At 63.1% G+C, this 15,514-nt stretch carries 15 protein-coding genes; 8 read left to right on the top strand and 7 right to left on the bottom strand.

Annotation, left to right across the window (positions count from 1 at the left end):
- Positions 1–37 precede the first annotated feature (37 nt).
- Together AC1Q80_RS18250 and AC1Q80_RS18245 are read left to right on the top strand one after the other, a co-directional pair.
- Positions 38–442, top strand: a complete 405-nt coding sequence (locus tag AC1Q80_RS18250; RefSeq protein ID WP_173418246.1) for a F0F1 ATP synthase subunit epsilon — start codon at positions 38–40, stop codon at positions 440–442.
- A gap of 269 nt (positions 443–711) precedes the next feature.
- Complete coding sequence (locus AC1Q80_RS18245; RefSeq protein WP_173418245.1) at positions 712–2,139, top strand: mannose-1-phosphate guanylyltransferase/mannose-6-phosphate isomerase; 1,428 nt, start codon at positions 712–714, stop codon at positions 2,137–2,139.
- Positions 2,140–2,305: 166 nt separating this feature from the next.
- On the opposite strand, the gene AC1Q80_RS18240 is transcribed toward AC1Q80_RS18245, so the two are convergent.
- Positions 2,306–3,409: a saccharopine dehydrogenase family protein gene (locus AC1Q80_RS18240; protein WP_492361388.1), complete on the bottom strand. Its 1,104-nt coding sequence runs from the start codon at positions 3,407–3,409 to the stop codon at positions 2,306–2,308.
- Between the two features lie 126 nt (positions 3,410–3,535).
- On the opposite strand from AC1Q80_RS18240, the gene AC1Q80_RS18235 reads away from it, so the two are divergent.
- On the top strand, positions 3,536–3,967 hold the full coding sequence (locus tag AC1Q80_RS18235; RefSeq protein ID WP_209790478.1) for an Lrp/AsnC family transcriptional regulator: 432 nt from the start codon (positions 3,536–3,538) through the stop codon (positions 3,965–3,967).
- A gap of 7 nt (positions 3,968–3,974) precedes the next feature.
- On the opposite strand, the gene AC1Q80_RS18230 is transcribed toward AC1Q80_RS18235, so the two are convergent.
- Together AC1Q80_RS18230 and AC1Q80_RS18225 are read right to left on the bottom strand one after the other, a co-directional pair.
- Positions 3,975–4,907 (bottom strand): DUF6030 family protein, encoded by a 933-nt coding sequence (locus AC1Q80_RS18230; RefSeq protein WP_234941822.1) that lies wholly within the window; start codon positions 4,905–4,907, stop codon positions 3,975–3,977.
- Positions 4,904–5,815, bottom strand: a complete 912-nt coding sequence (locus AC1Q80_RS18225) for a LysR substrate-binding domain-containing protein (RefSeq protein WP_492361387.1) — start codon at positions 5,813–5,815, stop codon at positions 4,904–4,906. Before AC1Q80_RS18225 ends, AC1Q80_RS18230 begins: the two co-directional genes overlap by 4 nt.
- Before the next feature lie 100 nt (positions 5,816–5,915).
- On the opposite strand from AC1Q80_RS18225, the gene AC1Q80_RS18220 reads away from it, so the two are divergent.
- The 5 genes from AC1Q80_RS18220 (at position 5,916) to AC1Q80_RS18200 (ending at position 11,830) form a co-directional block, all read left to right on the top strand.
- Positions 5,916–7,058, top strand: coding sequence for an iron-containing alcohol dehydrogenase (locus AC1Q80_RS18220; protein ID WP_209790479.1), 1,143 nt, complete (start codon positions 5,916–5,918; stop codon positions 7,056–7,058).
- 17 nt (positions 7,059–7,075) lie between these two features.
- Positions 7,076–8,575: an aldehyde dehydrogenase gene (locus AC1Q80_RS18215; RefSeq protein WP_492361386.1), complete on the top strand. Its 1,500-nt coding sequence runs from the start codon at positions 7,076–7,078 to the stop codon at positions 8,573–8,575.
- An 18-nt stretch (positions 8,576–8,593) separates the two neighbouring features.
- The gene (locus AC1Q80_RS18210; protein ID WP_492361385.1) at positions 8,594–9,718 is read left to right on the top strand and encodes a mandelate racemase/muconate lactonizing enzyme family protein; all 1,125 of its coding nucleotides are present in this window, start codon (positions 8,594–8,596) and stop codon (positions 9,716–9,718) included.
- A gap of 91 nt (positions 9,719–9,809) precedes the next feature.
- On the top strand, positions 9,810–10,715 hold the full coding sequence (locus tag AC1Q80_RS18205; protein WP_492361384.1) for an aminoglycoside phosphotransferase family protein: 906 nt from the start codon (positions 9,810–9,812) through the stop codon (positions 10,713–10,715).
- Positions 10,716–11,080: 365 nt separating this feature from the next.
- Positions 11,081–11,830, top strand: a complete 750-nt coding sequence (locus AC1Q80_RS18200) for a F0F1 ATP synthase subunit A (protein ID WP_492361505.1) — start codon at positions 11,081–11,083, stop codon at positions 11,828–11,830.
- Between the two features lie 45 nt (positions 11,831–11,875).
- Here AC1Q80_RS18200 and AC1Q80_RS18195 read toward each other — a convergent pair whose 3' ends face one another.
- The 4 genes from AC1Q80_RS18195 to AC1Q80_RS18180 are packed head-to-tail and all read right to left on the bottom strand — an operon-like array spanning position 11,876 to position 15,418.
- On the bottom strand, positions 11,876–12,727 hold the full coding sequence (locus AC1Q80_RS18195; RefSeq protein WP_176354450.1) for a metal ABC transporter permease: 852 nt from the start codon (positions 12,725–12,727) through the stop codon (positions 11,876–11,878).
- Entirely contained in the window at positions 12,724–13,584 is an 861-nt protein-coding gene (locus AC1Q80_RS18190; protein WP_492361383.1) for a metal ABC transporter permease, read from the bottom strand. Before AC1Q80_RS18190 ends, AC1Q80_RS18195 begins: the two co-directional genes overlap by 4 nt.
- Positions 13,581–14,516: a manganese/iron ABC transporter ATP-binding protein gene (locus tag AC1Q80_RS18185; protein WP_210264327.1), complete on the bottom strand. Its 936-nt coding sequence runs from the start codon at positions 14,514–14,516 to the stop codon at positions 13,581–13,583. The genes AC1Q80_RS18190 and AC1Q80_RS18185 overlap by 4 nt, the downstream gene beginning before the upstream one ends.
- Positions 14,513–15,418 carry a metal ABC transporter substrate-binding protein gene (locus AC1Q80_RS18180; protein WP_173418235.1) on the bottom strand — a complete coding sequence of 302 codons (906 nt, stop codon included), beginning with the start codon at positions 15,416–15,418 and terminating at the stop codon, positions 14,513–14,515. The genes AC1Q80_RS18185 and AC1Q80_RS18180 overlap by 4 nt, the downstream gene beginning before the upstream one ends.
- Positions 15,419–15,514: the final 96 nt, after the last annotated feature.

The following is a 15,514-nucleotide window of genomic DNA, read 5'->3' as shown; positions in this document are numbered from 1 at the left end:
CCACCTCAGGTGGCGCGCCCACGAGAAGTGAATGGTCATGGCCAACAGTTTCAATTTTGAGCTTGTTTCCCCCGAGCGCCTGCTCCTCTCCGAGCAGGTGACGGAAGTCGTCATTCCGGCGACCGAGGGCGAGATGACCGTGATGGCCAATCATGCCCCGACAATGACGACGATCAAGCCTGGCATCGTTACCGTGAAGACGGCCGACGGTAAGGCCGATCGCTTTGTCGTGTTCGGTGGCTTCGCCGATATCCTGCCGACCGGCTGCACGCTGCTGGCTGAATCCGCCGTGCACGTCGACGAACTCGACCGCACCGCGCTTGAAAAGCGCATCGATGCCGCCCGTGCGGAGCTCGACGGTGCCGGCGACGAGAAGAAGACGCGCGTCGATCAGTTCATCGCTGAACTGACGAAGCTCGGGGAAATCGTGATCCCGGCCTGAAAGGGACATCCCGACGGGATAAACCAATGAAAAAGCCCCGCCTTCGAGCGGGGTTTTTTGTGTTCAGGCGTCGGCTGCAACAAGGCCGCCCGATCTTTGTGACGGCGCGAATTGACACGACGTAAAGGTGACGGGGCCGGCTCAGCCTTATCCTAAGTGTGGGGCATACCTCGCCTTTGGTGCGGTTTGTTTGGATCTCCGGCTTCAGGCATTCTTTAGCATCGGTCCTGTATGGATGGACTATCACTTGATGCACGCAGAGGCTTGGCATGACGTCTAAGATCGTCCCCGTAATCATGGCGGGTGGAAAGGGTACGCGCCTCTGGCCGCTGTCGCGCTCTGGCGCGCCGAAGCAATTCCTGCAGATCCTCTCCGATCGGTCGCTGTTCCAGCAGACGCTGGAGCGCGTCAGCGACAACAGGCTTTACGAGCCGGCGATCATCGTCACCAATAGCGATTTCCGCTTCATCGTCGCCGAACAGGCGCGCGCCGTCCATGCTCCGCTCAGCGATATCCTGCTTGAGCCCGTTGCTCGCAACACGGCGCCCGCATTGGCGGCCGCGGCCTTCGTTGTCCTCGCCAGGTTCGGTGAGACGGCGATCATGCAGGTGCTGGCCTCCGATCACGAAATTGATGCCGGAGCGGTCTACATCGATTGCATGCTCCGCGCGCAGCAGGCCGCCGAGGCCGGCGAACTGGTCACCTTCGGCATCACGCCGACGGAGCCGGCGACCGGCTACGGCTATATCGAGCTCGGCGAGGCGCTTGCGGCAGGGGCAAACAGGGTCGCCCGCTTCGTCGAAAAGCCGGATCGCGCCAAGGCGGAAGCGATGCTTTCGACCGAGCGTTACCTCTGGAACTCCGGCATGTTCATGCTGCCGGTCAAGGCGTTCCTCGACGAAATGCTGCTTTATGCGCCCGAGGTTCATGCCCGTACGAAGGCGGCCGTCGAGGGTGCCAGCAAGGATCTCGATTTCAGCCGGCTGGAGGCGAAGGCCTTTGCCGCAGCGCCTGACATTTCGGTCGACTACGCCGTTTTCGAAAAGACGGCGCGGGCCGCCGTCGTTCCTTCCTCCTTTGCCTGGTCGGATCTTGGCAGCTGGGATGCCGTGTGGAAGACCGGCCGCAAGGATGCCGACGGCAATGTCGTCACCGACAGGGCGACGGTGTCGAATACCCGCAACTCGCTGGTGCTCTCGCGCGATATCCACCTCGCGGTACAGGGCCTTGACGATATTGCGGTGATTGCCAGCGAAGACGCCGTCTATGTCGGGCGCCTGGAAGATAGCCAGAGCGTCGGCAACATCGTCAAGCTGCTCGCCCGCGCGCCGGCAACGGCGGAGCTGACGAAGGAGCACCCGACGTCCTACAGGCCCTGGGGAGCCGTTTCCTCGGTTTCCAGCGGCGAGCGCTATGAGGTGAAGCGGCTGAAGGTCAGCCCCGGCAAAAAGATCTCGCTGCAGAAGCATCATCACCGCGCCGAGCACTGGATCGTGGTGCGGGGCACGGCCGAGATCACCATGGCCGGCGAAACCCGGCTGCTGCATGAAAACGAGTCCGTCTATATCCCGCAAGGAACGGTCCACCGGCTGCACAATCCCGGCAAGATCCCGCTGGAACTGATCGAGGTGCAGACCGGGTCCTATCTCGGCGAAGACGACATCATCCGCATCGAGGATGAGTTCGGCCGGACATAGCTCCCCATAATCGATTTCTGTGAGGCGGAGCGCTCAAGGGGTTATCGTACCCTCTCGCCGGGGTTGCGACGCGTGCCGCGGCCGATTCAGAATATCCTGCAGCCAGCATAAAAAAATGCCCGGGAAAACCCGGGCATTAAAGTCAGCGCAATCGAGCCGAGTGGTCTCAGCCGGCGACGCGCTCTGCCTCGCCCTTCTGGGCGTAGTAGTGGCCAAAGCGGTTTGCGAGGAAGGTATCGAGAGAGATGTCTTCCTGGCGAACGAAGCCCTTGGATGCGATCTTGCCATTGGCCAGCAGATCGAGCACGGCGCAGATGCTGCCGGCGGTGGTGATCTGGATGCCGCTCTGCATGCGACCGGCGACGACGCCGCTATAGACCTTGTTGGCGTAGGTTTCCTGGATCAGGCGACCTTCGCGGAAACCCGAAACCGTGACGAAGATCACGACGACGTCCTGGGTGGTGGTCGGCAGCGCGTTTTCGAAGATGTCTTTCAGGACTTCGCGGCGGTGACGCAGGCCGAGGTCGTTGAGAAGCGCCTTCATGATCGCGGCGTGGCCGGGGTAGCGGATCGTCTTGTAGTTCAGCGTGCGGACCTTGCCCTTCAGCGATTCGCAGAGCGTGCCGAGGCCGCCGGACGTGTTGAAGGCTTCATAGGTGACGCCGTCGAGCGAGAATTCTTCGCGCTCTTCCATCGCGGGAACTTCGATCAGGCTGCCTTCGACGATCGCTTCGCAGGGCTCGATGTATTCGTTGATGACGCCGTCGGTGCTCCAGGTCAGGTTGTAGTTGAGAGCGTTCGACGGGTACTGCGGCAGGGCGCCAACGCGCATGCGCACGTTTTCGAGCGTCTCGAAGCGGCTTGCGAGATCATTGGCGACGATCGAGATGAAACCCGGCGCAAGGCCGCACTGGGGGATGAAGGCGGTGTTGGCCTTGGCGGCGATCGCCTTGACCTGGCGGGTGGATTCGACGTCTTCGGTGAGGTCGAGGTAGTGGATGCCGGCTTCTGCGGCGGCTTCAGCGATGGCAACCGTCAGATGGAACGGTGCGGCGCTGAGAACGGCGAACTTGCCGGAGAGAAGCGAAACGAGCGCCTTCTTGTCGCCGATGTCGACGGCGGCCGTGGTGATGGCGTCGTGCTTCTCGATCTGGCTCAGCTGATCGGCGCTGCGGTCGGCAACGCAGACGCTGTAGTCACCGGTGTGCGCGAGCATGCGCGCAATGGTGGAGCCGATCTTGCCTGCTCCGATGACGACGATGTTTTTCATGAGTTTCCCCCAGGGTATGAAATGCGTTTCAGGCTCTATTGTCTGGCGGAGAGCTGTTGATTTGAAGCGCTGATATGACTAAATCGCCTATAGATATTCGGCAGATTGCCCAGATGGACCGACGAAATGCAGATCACCGACAAGGATCGCGAACTTCTCGCCGTGCTCAGCGAAAACGCCCGCATGCCGACGGCGACGATTGCCCGCAGGCTCGGCCTGTCGCGTACGACCGTGCAGGCCCGGATCGAGCGGCTGGAGCGCGAGGGGGTCATCGCGGGCTACGGTGTCCGTCTGTCGGAGAGTTATGAAAAGGGTCTCGTCAGGGCGCATGTGCTGATCACCATCGCGCCGCGGGCGCTGAGCCGCGTGACGCCGGAGCTTGCCGCCATCCGCGAGATCCGCATGCTCCACTCCGTCAGCGGGAGCTTCGACCTGATCGCGGTCGTTGCGGCGGCCTCGATCAATGAACTCGACCTGCTGATCGATCGCATCGGCGAAATCGACGGCGTCGACCGGACGCTGTCGTCGATCATTCTCTCGACGCGGATCGATCGCTGAGCTCAGGTCAGGGTTTTGTGTTGAGGTCGGTCTTTTCCGGCCCGGCATTCTCGGCCGAGCCCGTTTCCGTTTCGCCGCTCGCCGGCACCTTGGCCGGCCCGTTCCACGCCGTCGGACCGAGAACGAAGCTGCGGGCTTCGTCCGTGCCATAGGGGAGCCACTTCTCCCGGTCGAAGTAGACTTCGGCAATGGTCTTCGGGCGGGCACGCGCCGGCTGGTTGGCGAGGAAATTGTAGCGTGCCGTCGCCTCGTCCGTTTCGCGCTTGAACTGCACGCGGCTGCCGAAGCGCTTGACGTCGAACTCCTTCAGCGCCTGGATCTGCAGCGCGATACCGCCGCCATCGGCCCAGCGGACATGATCGAGGAAGACCGATGCCGCACGTGCGGCACTTGTTGTCACCACCTGCGCATCCTCCGGACGCTCGATGTTGAGCTTGACGCGAAACGAGGTGATCTCTTCCTCGCCGCTGCCCTTGATGAAAATGAAGATCGACGAGGTCTTGTCGACCCCTGGTCGCGGGAAGGACACCAGCGACGAGCATTCCCATTGGCCCCGTTCGCCGGCACTCGACTTCCATTCGAGTTCGCGGAACCCTGCCTCGCGCAGTTCGTCGCAGAGCGCGCGCGGATCGCTGCGCAGCACGCGCAGAAACTGCTGCTCCGGCGTGTGCAGATCCTGGAAGGTCCAGACCGGCAAGGCGATGCGTGGTGGCTTTCGCTTGACTTGTGCCGGCGGCTCCGGGCGCTTCGCCTTTTCGAGAAATGTGGTTGGAAGGTCGAGCGCCCTGAGCAACCGTTTCAGGTTTCGCTGTTCGTTGGCAAGCAGCACCGTCGCCGCTATTGCCGTGACGATCACCGCCAAGGCAAAGAGGAAGAAGGCCACGCCGGTGCGGCTTGGCTGTTTCGGCGGTGGCATCGCCTTGGCGCGTCCGCTGCTCATGTCGACTTTGCGAGTGCGGCGTGTAGGCGCAGCACCTCGTCCCTCGATGGCCGATTGCGGGGCAGGCCGAGATAGTAGCCATAGCCGGTGGCGAGCGTCTTGCCGCCGAGAACGATGAGCCTGCCGTCGTCGATATGTTCGCTGAGCAGCCCAAGGCTGCCGAGCGCGACGCCATCGCCGCGAAGGGCGGCATCGACGGCCATGACATAAGTCGAGAACGTGTATCGGGGCCGCAGCCTGTATCCGCGCGCGCCCGCACCGGTGCGCTCGAACCATTGCTGGAAGGAGATCCAGTTGGCGTTGAAGCGGTCATAGTCGATGAGATCGAGCGCAGCGAGCGCCTGCGGCGTCAGCATCGCCGCATCGAGCCCGCGCGAGGCGAGGTAATCAGGCGATGCGACCGGCGCCAGTTCTTCCGCCATCAGCGGCGTCAGGTGCCAGCGGGGATGATCGCCGGTCGAATAGAGGATGACGAGGTCGTTGTTTTCGGATGCCAGCTCCGAGGGACTGTCGGAGGTCAGCAGCCGGATGGAAATGCCGGGGTTCTCCTTGCCGAATTCGCGCAGCCTGGTGCCGAGCCAGAGGTGGGAGACCGAGCCGCTGGCCGCAATCGAGATCGCCTGGCCGGTCGCGCCACGGAAGGGTTCCAGGCTTTCCTCGAGATAGTCGAGCGAGGCCCGCACGCGCTGGGACAGCCGTTCGCCCTGTGGCGTCAGTTCCAGGTTCTTGCCGCGACGGCTGAAAAGCGGGCTGCCGAGATGATCCTCGAGCGTCTTGATGCGCCGGCTGACGGCGGCCTGGGTGATGTTGAGCTCGCGACCGGCACGGGAAAAATTCATATGCCGGCTGGCGGCGTCGAACACGCGAAAAGCCTCCAGCGGGATACGGTCGAGCAGCCGGTGTTCCATGATCTCAGGTTATCAAAAAGGCCGAAAATTGCATGGATTTGAAAATATCAGATTGTGATGCAGGGTAAAGCGATCATCCCGCGGCGACAGGAAGACGACCTTGTCCTTCTCCACTTCCTTCATTCCCGAAATCCGCCTGGCAGACAATATCCATACGACCATCGGCACGGCCGCAAAAGCGCAGGGCGCTGCCGCGGCAACGATCGTCATCGACGGTTTCCTCGCCCAGTCCGGTCTTGCCGGCCGCATCGTCGACAGCCTCGACCATGAGGGTGTTGCAACGCGGGTGTTTTCCGATTTTGCCGGCGAGCCGAAACTCGCGCATGTGCGCGCAGCCACGAAATCCGCCGTCGGCTCAGACCTCGTGATCGGCATCGGCGGCGGTTCGGCGCTGGATATCGCCAAGATCGCCGCCTGCTGCGCTGCCTCCGGCGAAGATCCGATGTTTTATGCGCTTGCCGCCAATGCGCTGCCGAAGACACCCCTGAAGAAGATCATGGTGCCGACGACGGCCGGAACCGGCTCCGAGACGTCGGCGACTAACATCTTTGCCGGGCCCGAGGGCAAGAAGCTCTGGATCTGGGGGGCGGAAACCAAGGCCGATCTGGTGCTGCTCGATCCGGTGCTGACGACGACGCTGCCGGCACATCTGACCGCCTGGTGCGGCCTCGACGCCTTCATCCATGCCTTCGAGGCGGCGACGAACCGCAACACGCACCGCGGCGCGCAGTTCTATGCACATGAGGCCCTGCGCCTGCTGACGGCATCGCTGGAGACGGCGGTGCGCGAGCCCGGCAATCTGCAAGCCCGCGCCGACGTTTTGCTCGGCTCCTGTTATGCCGGCATCGCCATCGACAATTGCGGCACTGCCGTCGCCCACAATATCAGCCATGCGCTCGCGGGATTGGCGCCAGTTCACCATGGCCTTGCGACAGCGCTCGGTTTCGAGGCGACGCTCGATTGGCTTGTCGATGCCGACACAGTCGAGCTTGAGGCCGCTGCGAGAGCTTGCGGCTTTTCCCGTGCCAGCGACCTTCCGGACTTCGTTTCGCGCCTCATGGACCGCTGCGGCCTTGTGAGGGCGCTTCCTGCTACCTTCGAAACCTTCGGAGCCGGCGATCTGGCCGCAGAAATGAAAGCGCCGGAAAACCAGCCGATGCGGCGATCGACGATCCGCCCGATCGACGACGCGGATATCGATCGGTTTGCGGCGACAATCATGGCTCTGCCAAAGACGATGTAAGCGAAGGACGACACGAAATGAGCAAGGTCTTTACGCGCGACTATTGGCAAGACGTTCTTTCGGCGTTGAAGCCGGAGGGTCGGCATTTCATCGACAGCGAACATCGTGCCAGCGCGTCGGGCGAAACGTTCATCCGCGCCCGGCCGATGGACGGCAAGCCGGGGCCGGCAATCGCGCGGGGCAATGCGGCCGATATCGATACGGCGGTGACGAGCGCGCGGACCGCCTTCGAGAGTGGCATCTGGCGACGGAAGGAGCCGCTTGAGAAAAAGAAGATCATGCTCAAATGGGCCGATCTCATCCGGACCCATGGCGAGGAACTCGCCATGCTCGAAACGCTCGATGTGGGCAAGCCGATCATGGCGTCGCTCAATGTCGACGTCCGGCTCTGCGCCGACGGCATCCAGTTCTACGGCGAGATGATCGACAAGCTCTATGATGAGATCGCGCCGACCGGCCCGAACGCCCGGGCGCTGGTGCGCAAGGTGCCGCTCGGCGTCGTCGGTGTGATCACGCCCTGGAACTACCCGATGATCATCGACGCCTGGAAGCTAGGGCCGGCGATCGCGGCCGGCAATTCCGTCGTGCTTAAACCGGCCGAGCAGTCGTCGCTCACCGCCATTCGCCTTGCGAGCCTCGCCGTAGAAGCCGGGCTGCCAGCCGGCGTGTTCAACGTCGTTACCGGCTATGGTGAAGAGACCGGCAAGCCGCTGGCTTTGCATATGGACGTCGACATGATCGCCTTTACCGGCTCGACGGAGGTCGGCAAGCTGATCATGGGCTATGCGGCGCAGTCGAACGTCAAGCGGGTGGCCCTCGAACTCGGCGGCAAGTCGCCGCTGGTGGTCTTCGAAGATGCCGATCTCGATGCAGCGGCTTCGGCTGTTGCCTGGGGCTGCTTCTACAATTCCGGCGAGACATGCCATGCCTCGACCCGGCTGATCGTGCATCGCTCGGTTCAGGACGCGCTGATCGCAAAGATCGAGGCGGTGACGAAGAGCGACATTGCGCTTAGGCATCCGCTCGACCCGACAGCCCAGATCGGTGCGCTGATCGAAGAGGCGCACCTTGAAAAGGTGCTGTCGCTGGTGGCAGTCGGCGAGAAGGAGGGCGCACGCCGCGCCTTTGGCGCCGAGCGGGTGATGACCGAGACTGGCGGTTACTACGTCTCGCCCGGCGTCTTCGTCGACATGACCAACGACATGAGCTTGGCGCGCCAGGAGATCTTCGGCCCGGTGCTGGCCGCCATCGCCTTCGATACGGAGGAGGAGGCGCTGCGGATCGCCAACGATACGATCTACGGGCTGGCGGGTGCCGTCTTCACGAAAGACATGGATCGGGCGCATCGGTTTTCCGAGGCGATCCATGCCGGCACGGTCTGGATCAACACCTATGACATGTCTAACTTTGCGACCCCCTTCGGCGGCTTCAAGCAGTCGGGCTTCGGCCGCGACCGCTCCGTGCATGCGATCGACAAATATTGCGACTACAAGACCATCTGGCAGCAGTTCGGCTGAGCCTTCGGGGGAGAGACCATGAGCAAGATCGCATCCATCGAGATCAGCCACCATCGCCTGCCGCTCGATCCGCCGTTCAAGGCGAGCTGGGACGGGCGGCCGCGCCGACAGTTCGACGCCACCATCGTGCGCGTCCGGGACGACGAGGGGCGCGAGGGTATCGGCTCCGGCGACCTGATGAAGGGGTTCGAGGGGCACGAGGACCTGTTCATCGGTGAGGATCCGCGCCAGCTCGAGCGCCACTACGAGGTGCTCTCGCACATCAATTTCCACTATGGCCGTTGCTGGCCGATGGATCTGGCGTTGTGGGACCTCTCCGGCAAGATCACCGACGAGCCGGTCTGGCGACTGCTCGGTGGCCGGTCGGATCGGGTGCGCCTCTATGCCTCCTCGGGCGTGCTGCGCGATCCCGGCGCCATGGCCGCGCAAGCGGAAAGCTATGTCGACGAAGGCTTTCCGGCAATGAAGGTGCGCTTCTCGTCATCGTCCGGCGGTCGCGGCACCTGGCGCGACGACGTGCGCGCGCTCGAAGCGATCCGTGCCCGCGTCGGCGATCGTCTCGACCTGATGGTCGACTGCAACCAGGGTTGGCGCATGCCCTGGGATACGACGCTCTCCTGGACCTTCAAGGATGCGCTGATGGTGGCGCGCGAGCTGGAGCGTCTTGGTATCTACTGGATGGAGGAGCCGCTGCACCGCTCGGACCGCAAGGGCATGCGGCGGCTTTCGGATGCGACGTCGCTGCGCATCGCCGGCGGCGAGATGACCCGCGAGCTCTACGAGTTTCGCGATATCATCGAGGACCGTGCCTTCGACGTGATCCAGCCTGATGTGGCGCTCGTCGGCGGCATCACCGGTTGCCGGCGTCTCGCCTTCCAGGCGCGCGAGGCCGGCTTGATGATGACGCCGCATTCCTGGACCAACGGCATCGGCGTGCTTGCCAACGCCCACCTGACGGCCGGTGTCGGCGATGCGCCCTGGCTCGAATATCCCTATGACAATCCCGAATGGAGCGAGATGCGCCGCGATTTTCCGATGAAGGCGCCGCTGCGTCATGCGGGCGGCTGGCTCGACCTCGGCGAAGCTCCGGGGCTCGGCGTCGTGCTCGATGAAGACAGGCTGAAGGCGATGCGGATCGGCTAAGGCGGCTGGTGTCGCTCGGGCGGCGACGTTGCGATCAGATGGCGATCGGCTAAAACAGGCGTCCTGACTCTGGCGAGGCGCTTGTTTCGATATGTCCGACCAATCGACGATCATCCCCACCATTGATGCGGCGCTGGTCCGGCGCCTGATCGCCGCGCAGTTTCCGCAGTGGGCCGGGCTCGACATCGCCCCCTTGCTTCCAGGCGGCTGGGACAACCGTACCTTTCATCTCGGGCAGGACATGACCGTACGGCTGCCAAGTGCTGCATCCTATGCGCTGCAAGTGGAAAAGGAGCAGGTCTTCCTGCCGAAGCTGGCGCCGCACCTGCCGCTGCCGATCCCGGTGCCTCTCGCAAGGGGTGTGTCCGGCGGGGGTTATCCATGGCCGTGGTCGGTCTATCGCTGGCTGCCGGGCGAGACGGCGGCGGATGAACGCATCGGCGACCTCACGATCTTTGCCGAGGACCTTGCCCGTTTTCTCGTCGCCTTGAGAGAGGTGGATGCGAGCGGCGGGCCGCTACCGGGTGCGCATAATTTCTTTCGCGGTGGGCCGCCCGCTCACTATGACGCGGAGACCCGCCGTGCGCTCGCGGCGCTTGAGGGACGGATCGATACGGAGGCGGCACGTAAGGTCTGGGAGGCGGCGCTTTCGGCTGACTGGCAGGGGGCGCCGGTCTGGTTCCACGGCGATATCAGTTGGGGCAATCTGCTCGTGGAAGACGGTCGCTTGAGCGCGGTGATCGATTTCGGCACCTCCGGCATCGGCGATCCCGCCTGCGATCTCGCCATCGCCTGGACGCTGCTTCGTGGGGAAAGCCGGGAGGCGTTTCGCGCCGGGGTCGCGCTCGATGCCGGCACCTGGGCGCGCGGCCGCGGCTGGACGCTGTGGAAGGCGCTGATCGTCTATGCCGGTCTCCCTGGCACGAATTCGGCCGAAGCCGACAAGAGCCGCTGCGTGATCGAAGAGGTGCTCGCCGACCACCGGGATTTTGGCTGAACCTCGGTCGGCTGAACCATCCGATGCCGACGCCACCCCGCTATCCCAGGGTGCGTGTCGGCTTGACCTCGCCGACATTTGCCTCTAGGTCAGGCGCACGCGGGACGACCCGCGTCGATGCTTCGCCTGGGGACGGCCCCACTATCTCGATACTCGAGATAATGGAGTCGATCGCATCATGCAGCATTCTGGCCTGCGGCACGTCCGCGTGAGCTTTTCCTTCCTGACAGAGCCGGCCGTTTGCTTCGGGCGCCAACGCGCCCCGTCGCGAGATCGGCTTACGCCCGTTTTCTCCACAAATTGATGCGCCAGCGGCCGCCGCCGGCGCGCCGTGGTTGCTTCCTTGCCAACGCACGAGGTTCATGATGGCCGGACCCATCGAACAATTCGAGATCAAGTCGCTCTTCCATATCGCCGAGGTCGGCGGACACGACATCAGCTTTACCAATTCGTCCGTCTTCATGATCGTGACGGTGGCGATTGCCAGCCTTTTCCTGATCCTGTCGACGCGGCGGCGCGGCCTGGTGCCGAACCGGGCGCAGTCGGCGGCCGAAATTCTCTATGAGTTCGTGTCGAAGACATTGCGGGAGAATGCCGGCGAGCACGGCATGCGTTTCTTCCCGCTGGTGTTCTCGCTGTTCATGTTCATCCTGGTCGCAAACCTGATCGGCATGTTCCCCTATGCCTTCACGGTGACGAGCCATATCTCGGTCACCTTCGCGCTGGCGGCTCTGGTGTTCCTGACCGTGACGATCTACGGCCTGATCAAGCACGGCTTCGGCTTCCTTCGGCTGTTCATGCCGTCGGGCGTGCCGCTGGTGCTGGCGCCGATCATCATCCCGATCGAGGTCGTGTCCTACATCTCGCGCCCGGTCAGCCACTCCGTTCGTCTTTTCGCCGTCATGCTTGCCGGCCATATCACCTTGAAGGTGTTTGCCGGCTTCGTCGTCAGCCTCAGCGGCTTCGGCGCGCTCGGCATGCTCGGCGCGGTCATGCCGCTGATGATGACCGTGGCGCTGACGGGTCTGGAACTGCTGATGTCGGTCATCCAGGCCTATATCTTCACCATGCTGACCTGCATGTATCTCAACGACGCGCTCCATCCGAGCCATTGAGACGACAGTGTCGAAGCTCCCTTCCCGCGGAAGGGAGCTTCGTCCTTATTCAACCGTCGTCCGCTGTGCCTCGATGCGGGCCGTCCGCCAGGACGACCAGAGGAAAGCGGCGAGGAAGATCACCGTCATCAAGAGCACGATGGTCGGTGCCGGGGCGCTGTCGATGAAGAACGAGAGATAGACGCCCGAGAACGAGGCGACGGTCGCGACCAGCACGGCAACGATGAGCATGCTGCCCATGGTGCGGGTGATCAGGAACGCGATGGCGCCGGGGGCAATCAGCATGGCGATCGCGAGGATCAGGCCGACGGCCTTCAGCGCACCGACGATCGTCAGCGACAGGATCGCCAAGAGCCCATAGTGCAGCCAGTTGACGCGCAGGCCAACCGCCTTGGCCTGGGCCGGGTCGAAGGCATGCAGCAGGAAATCCCGCCACTTCACCGCCAGGATAGCCGTCGCCACCAGCGCGATCAGGCCGGTCTCGATGATATCGGGCCAGCCGATGCCGAGCATGTCGCCGAAGAGGATGTGGTCGAGATGCACGTCGCTCTGGATCTTGGTGTAGAGCACGAGGCCGAAGCCGAACATGCCGGAAAAGACCACGCCCATGACAGTGTCCTGCTTGATGCGGCTGTTTTCTTTCAGATACCCCGTCAGAAGCGCGCAGGACATGCCGGCGGCAAAGGCGCCGACCGCAAGCGGCAGGCCGACGATGTAGGAGATGACGACGCCCGGGAAGACCGCATGCGAGATGGCGTCGCCCATCAGCGACCAGCCCTTGAGCACGAGGAAGCAGGAGAGCAGCGCCGTCGGGATCGCCACCAGAACCGAGATCAGCAGCGCGTTGCGCATGAACTCGAATTCGAAGACCGCAAGCAGAAGATCGAGCGAGATCATGGCGTGGCCTCCAGGGCTTCGGCGCTGCGCCGGCGCGCCGCCAGCAATCCGTGCTTGGGTGCGAAAACGAAGGCTGCGAGGAAGATCAGAGTCTGCAGCACGATGATGATGCCGCCAGTGGCGCCATCGAGGAAGTAGCTGAAATAGGCGCCGAAGAAGCTGGTGAGCGCGCCGATCGCGACACTGATGACGATCAGCCGCGGAAAGCGATCGGTGAGCAGGTAGGCGGTGGCGCCGGGTGTCACCACCATGGCGATGACCAGGAAGGCGCCGACCGTCTGCAGCGCTGCGACGGTACAGGCCGACAGCAGCGTGAAGAACAGGATTTTCAGGAACGTCGTCGGGATGCCGATCGAGCGTGCATGGCTCTCGTCGAAGAAGGTGACCATCAGGTCCTTCCACTTCGCCGTCAGGATGAGAAGCGAGATGATGCCGATCAGCGCAAGCTGCAGCGTGTCGGCAGGCGTGATCGCGAGGATGTTGCCGAGAACGATCGTCTGGATGTTCACCGAGGTCGGTGACAGCGACACCATGAACAGGCCGAGGCCGAAGAACGAGGTGAAGATCAGCCCGATGATGGTGTCTTCCTTGAGCCGGGTGCGCTGGTTGAGAAACAGCATGGCGCCGGCTGCAAGACCTCCGGAGAAGAAGGCGCCGAGCGAGAAGGGCAGGCCGAGCATATAGGCGCCGGCGACGCCCGGGACGATCGAGTGCGAGAGCGCGTCGCCGATCAGCGACCAGCCTTTCAGCATCAGATAGGACGACAGGAAGGCGCAGACGGCGCCGACCAGGGCGCTCACCCACATGGCGTTGACCATGTAATTGTAGGTGAAGGGCTCGAGGAACGTGGCGATCATTTGCCTGCTGCCTCCGGGTCGGTCTCGGGCTTGGCCGGCTGCGACACCATCTGCCCCTTGGCGCCGTACATCACCAGCGGCCGCTCGTCGTCGGTGATGACAGACAGTTGCCGCGGATCGGCGTCGTCATGCAGGCTGTCGCCGCCGAGCACAAAATGCCGGAGCACGCCGCCGAAGGCGAGTTCGAGGTTTTCGCGGGTAAAGGTCGTTTCCGTCGGGCCGTAGGCGAGCACGGTGTTCTTCAGGAGAACGGTGCGGTCGCAGAATTCCGGTACGCTGCCGAGATTGTGGGTCGAGACCAGCATGACGCGACCTTCGTCGCGCAAGCCCATCAGCAGCCGGATGATGGCGTCTTCCGTCTTGACGTCGACGCCGGTGAAGGGCTCGTCGAGCAGGATGACGCGACCATCCTGGGCGAGGGCGCGGGCAAGAAACACGCGCTTCTTCTGGCCGCCGGAAAGCTCGCCGATCTGGCGCTTGCGGAAGTCGCTCATGCCGACACGGGCAAGGGCTGCCGACACCGCCTCATGGTCGGCCTTTTTCGGGATGCGCAGCATGTTCATGTGGCCGTAGCGGCCCATCATCACCACGTCCTCGACCAGAACAGGAAAATTCCAGTCGACTTCTTCTGCCTGTGGGACATAGGCGACGAGGTTCTTCTTCAGAGCCTCGGGCACCGACAATCCGAGGATCGAGATCTCGCCCTTGGCCAGCCGGGCAAAACCCATGATCGCCTTGAAGAGGGTCGACTTGCCGCTGCCGTTGACGCCGACAAGGGCGGTGATCGTGCCGGTCGGGATCTCGAAGGAGGCATCGCGCAGGGCACGGTGGCCGTTTCGATAGGTCACCGTCGCGCCGGAGACACGGATGCCGCTGCCAATATCTCCGGTGCCGGCCGTCGGGCGGGCACCGGTCTTTACCTGAAGGTTCATTGCGAAAGGCCTTTCGCGATGGTTTCGGACGTGACGCGCAGCAGGTCGATATAGGTCGGCACCGGACCGTCCGCCTCGCTCAGCGAATCAACATAGAGCACGCCGCCGTATTTGGCGCCGGTTTCCCGCGCCACCTGCTGCGCCGGGTCGGGCGAAATCGTACTTTCGGAGAAGACGACGGGGATGTTGTGCGCCCGCACGGCGTCTATGACCTTGCGCACCTGCTGTGGCGTGCCCTGCTGGTCGGCATTGATCGGCCAGAGGTAAAGCTCCTTCAGGCCGAAGTCGCGGGTGAGGTAGCTGAAGGCGCCTTCGCTCGAAACCAGCCAGCGCTTGTCCTCCGGGATCTTGCCGATCTCGGTCCGGATCGGGGCAATCGCCGCCTCGATCTTCTGCTTGTAGGCTTCGGCGTTGGCCTTGTAGGTCTCGGCATTATCAGGGTCGTACTTCACGAATGCGTCGCGGATGTTGTCGACATAGATCAGTGCTGCCGAAGGCGACATCCAGGCATGTGGGTTCGGCTTGCCGCTATAGGGACCTTCGGCGATGCCCATCGGCTCGACACCTTCAGAGACGACCACGCCTGGAACTTCGTCGAAGTTCTGGAAGAACTTTTCGAACCAGAGTTCGAGATTGAGGCCGTTCCAGAGGATCAGCTTGGCATCGTGTGCCTTCAGGATGTCGCGGGGCGTCGGCTGGTAGTTGTGGATTTCCGCACCGGGCTTGGTGATGGATTCGACGATGGCCGCGTCGCCCGCGACGTTCTTGGCCATGTCGGCAATCACCGTGAACGTCGTAACGGCCTTGAACTTTTCCTGCGCCAGAGCGGTGCCCGGAACGAGCGCGAAGGCTGCCAATGCGGTTGCTGCAACCAGGATCGCGCGTCTCGTCTGATCGATCATTCCATACTCCCCGATGTTGTCTTGCACAGGAGTAGGGGAATGATTTGCATAAGTCAATGCAAATGAGAAGCATTCGCAACTGGCTATTTTCAAACT

The sequence above is a fragment of the Ensifer sp. GW823-FHT05D09 genome, assembly GCF_058795755.1.
This window is presented reverse-complemented; position numbering and strand designations above follow the sequence as displayed.

Bases quoted from the DNA above. Each gene is read 5' to 3' on its own strand.
- AC1Q80_RS18250 (WP_173418246.1), top strand. From the start codon at position 38: ATGGCCAACAGTTTCAATTTTGAGCTTGTTTCCCCCGAGCGCCTGCTC.
- AC1Q80_RS18245 (WP_173418245.1), top strand. From the start codon at position 712: ATGACGTCTAAGATCGTCCCCGTAATCATGGCGGGTGGAAAGGGTACG.
- AC1Q80_RS18240 (WP_492361388.1), bottom strand. From the start codon at position 3,409: ATGAAAAACATCGTCGTCATCGGAGCAGGCAAGATCGGCTCCACCATT.
- AC1Q80_RS18235 (WP_209790478.1), top strand. From the start codon at position 3,536: ATGCAGATCACCGACAAGGATCGCGAACTTCTCGCCGTGCTCAGCGAA.
- AC1Q80_RS18230 (WP_234941822.1), bottom strand. From the start codon at position 4,907: ATGAGCAGCGGACGCGCCAAGGCGATGCCACCGCCGAAACAGCCAAGC.
- AC1Q80_RS18225 (WP_492361387.1), bottom strand. From the start codon at position 5,815: ATGGAACACCGGCTGCTCGACCGTATCCCGCTGGAGGCTTTTCGCGTG.
- AC1Q80_RS18215 (WP_492361386.1), top strand. From the start codon at position 7,076: ATGAGCAAGGTCTTTACGCGCGACTATTGGCAAGACGTTCTTTCGGCG.
- AC1Q80_RS18210 (WP_492361385.1), top strand. From the start codon at position 8,594: ATGAGCAAGATCGCATCCATCGAGATCAGCCACCATCGCCTGCCGCTC.
- AC1Q80_RS18205 (WP_492361384.1), top strand. From the start codon at position 9,810: ATGTCCGACCAATCGACGATCATCCCCACCATTGATGCGGCGCTGGTC.
- AC1Q80_RS18200 (WP_492361505.1), top strand. From the start codon at position 11,081: ATGGCCGGACCCATCGAACAATTCGAGATCAAGTCGCTCTTCCATATC.
- AC1Q80_RS18195 (WP_176354450.1), bottom strand. From the start codon at position 12,727: ATGATCTCGCTCGATCTTCTGCTTGCGGTCTTCGAATTCGAGTTCATG.
- AC1Q80_RS18190 (WP_492361383.1), bottom strand. From the start codon at position 13,584: ATGATCGCCACGTTCCTCGAGCCCTTCACCTACAATTACATGGTCAAC.
- AC1Q80_RS18185 (WP_210264327.1), bottom strand. From the start codon at position 14,516: ATGAACCTTCAGGTAAAGACCGGTGCCCGCCCGACGGCCGGCACCGGA.
- AC1Q80_RS18180 (WP_173418235.1), bottom strand. From the start codon at position 15,418: ATGATCGATCAGACGAGACGCGCGATCCTGGTTGCAGCAACCGCATTG.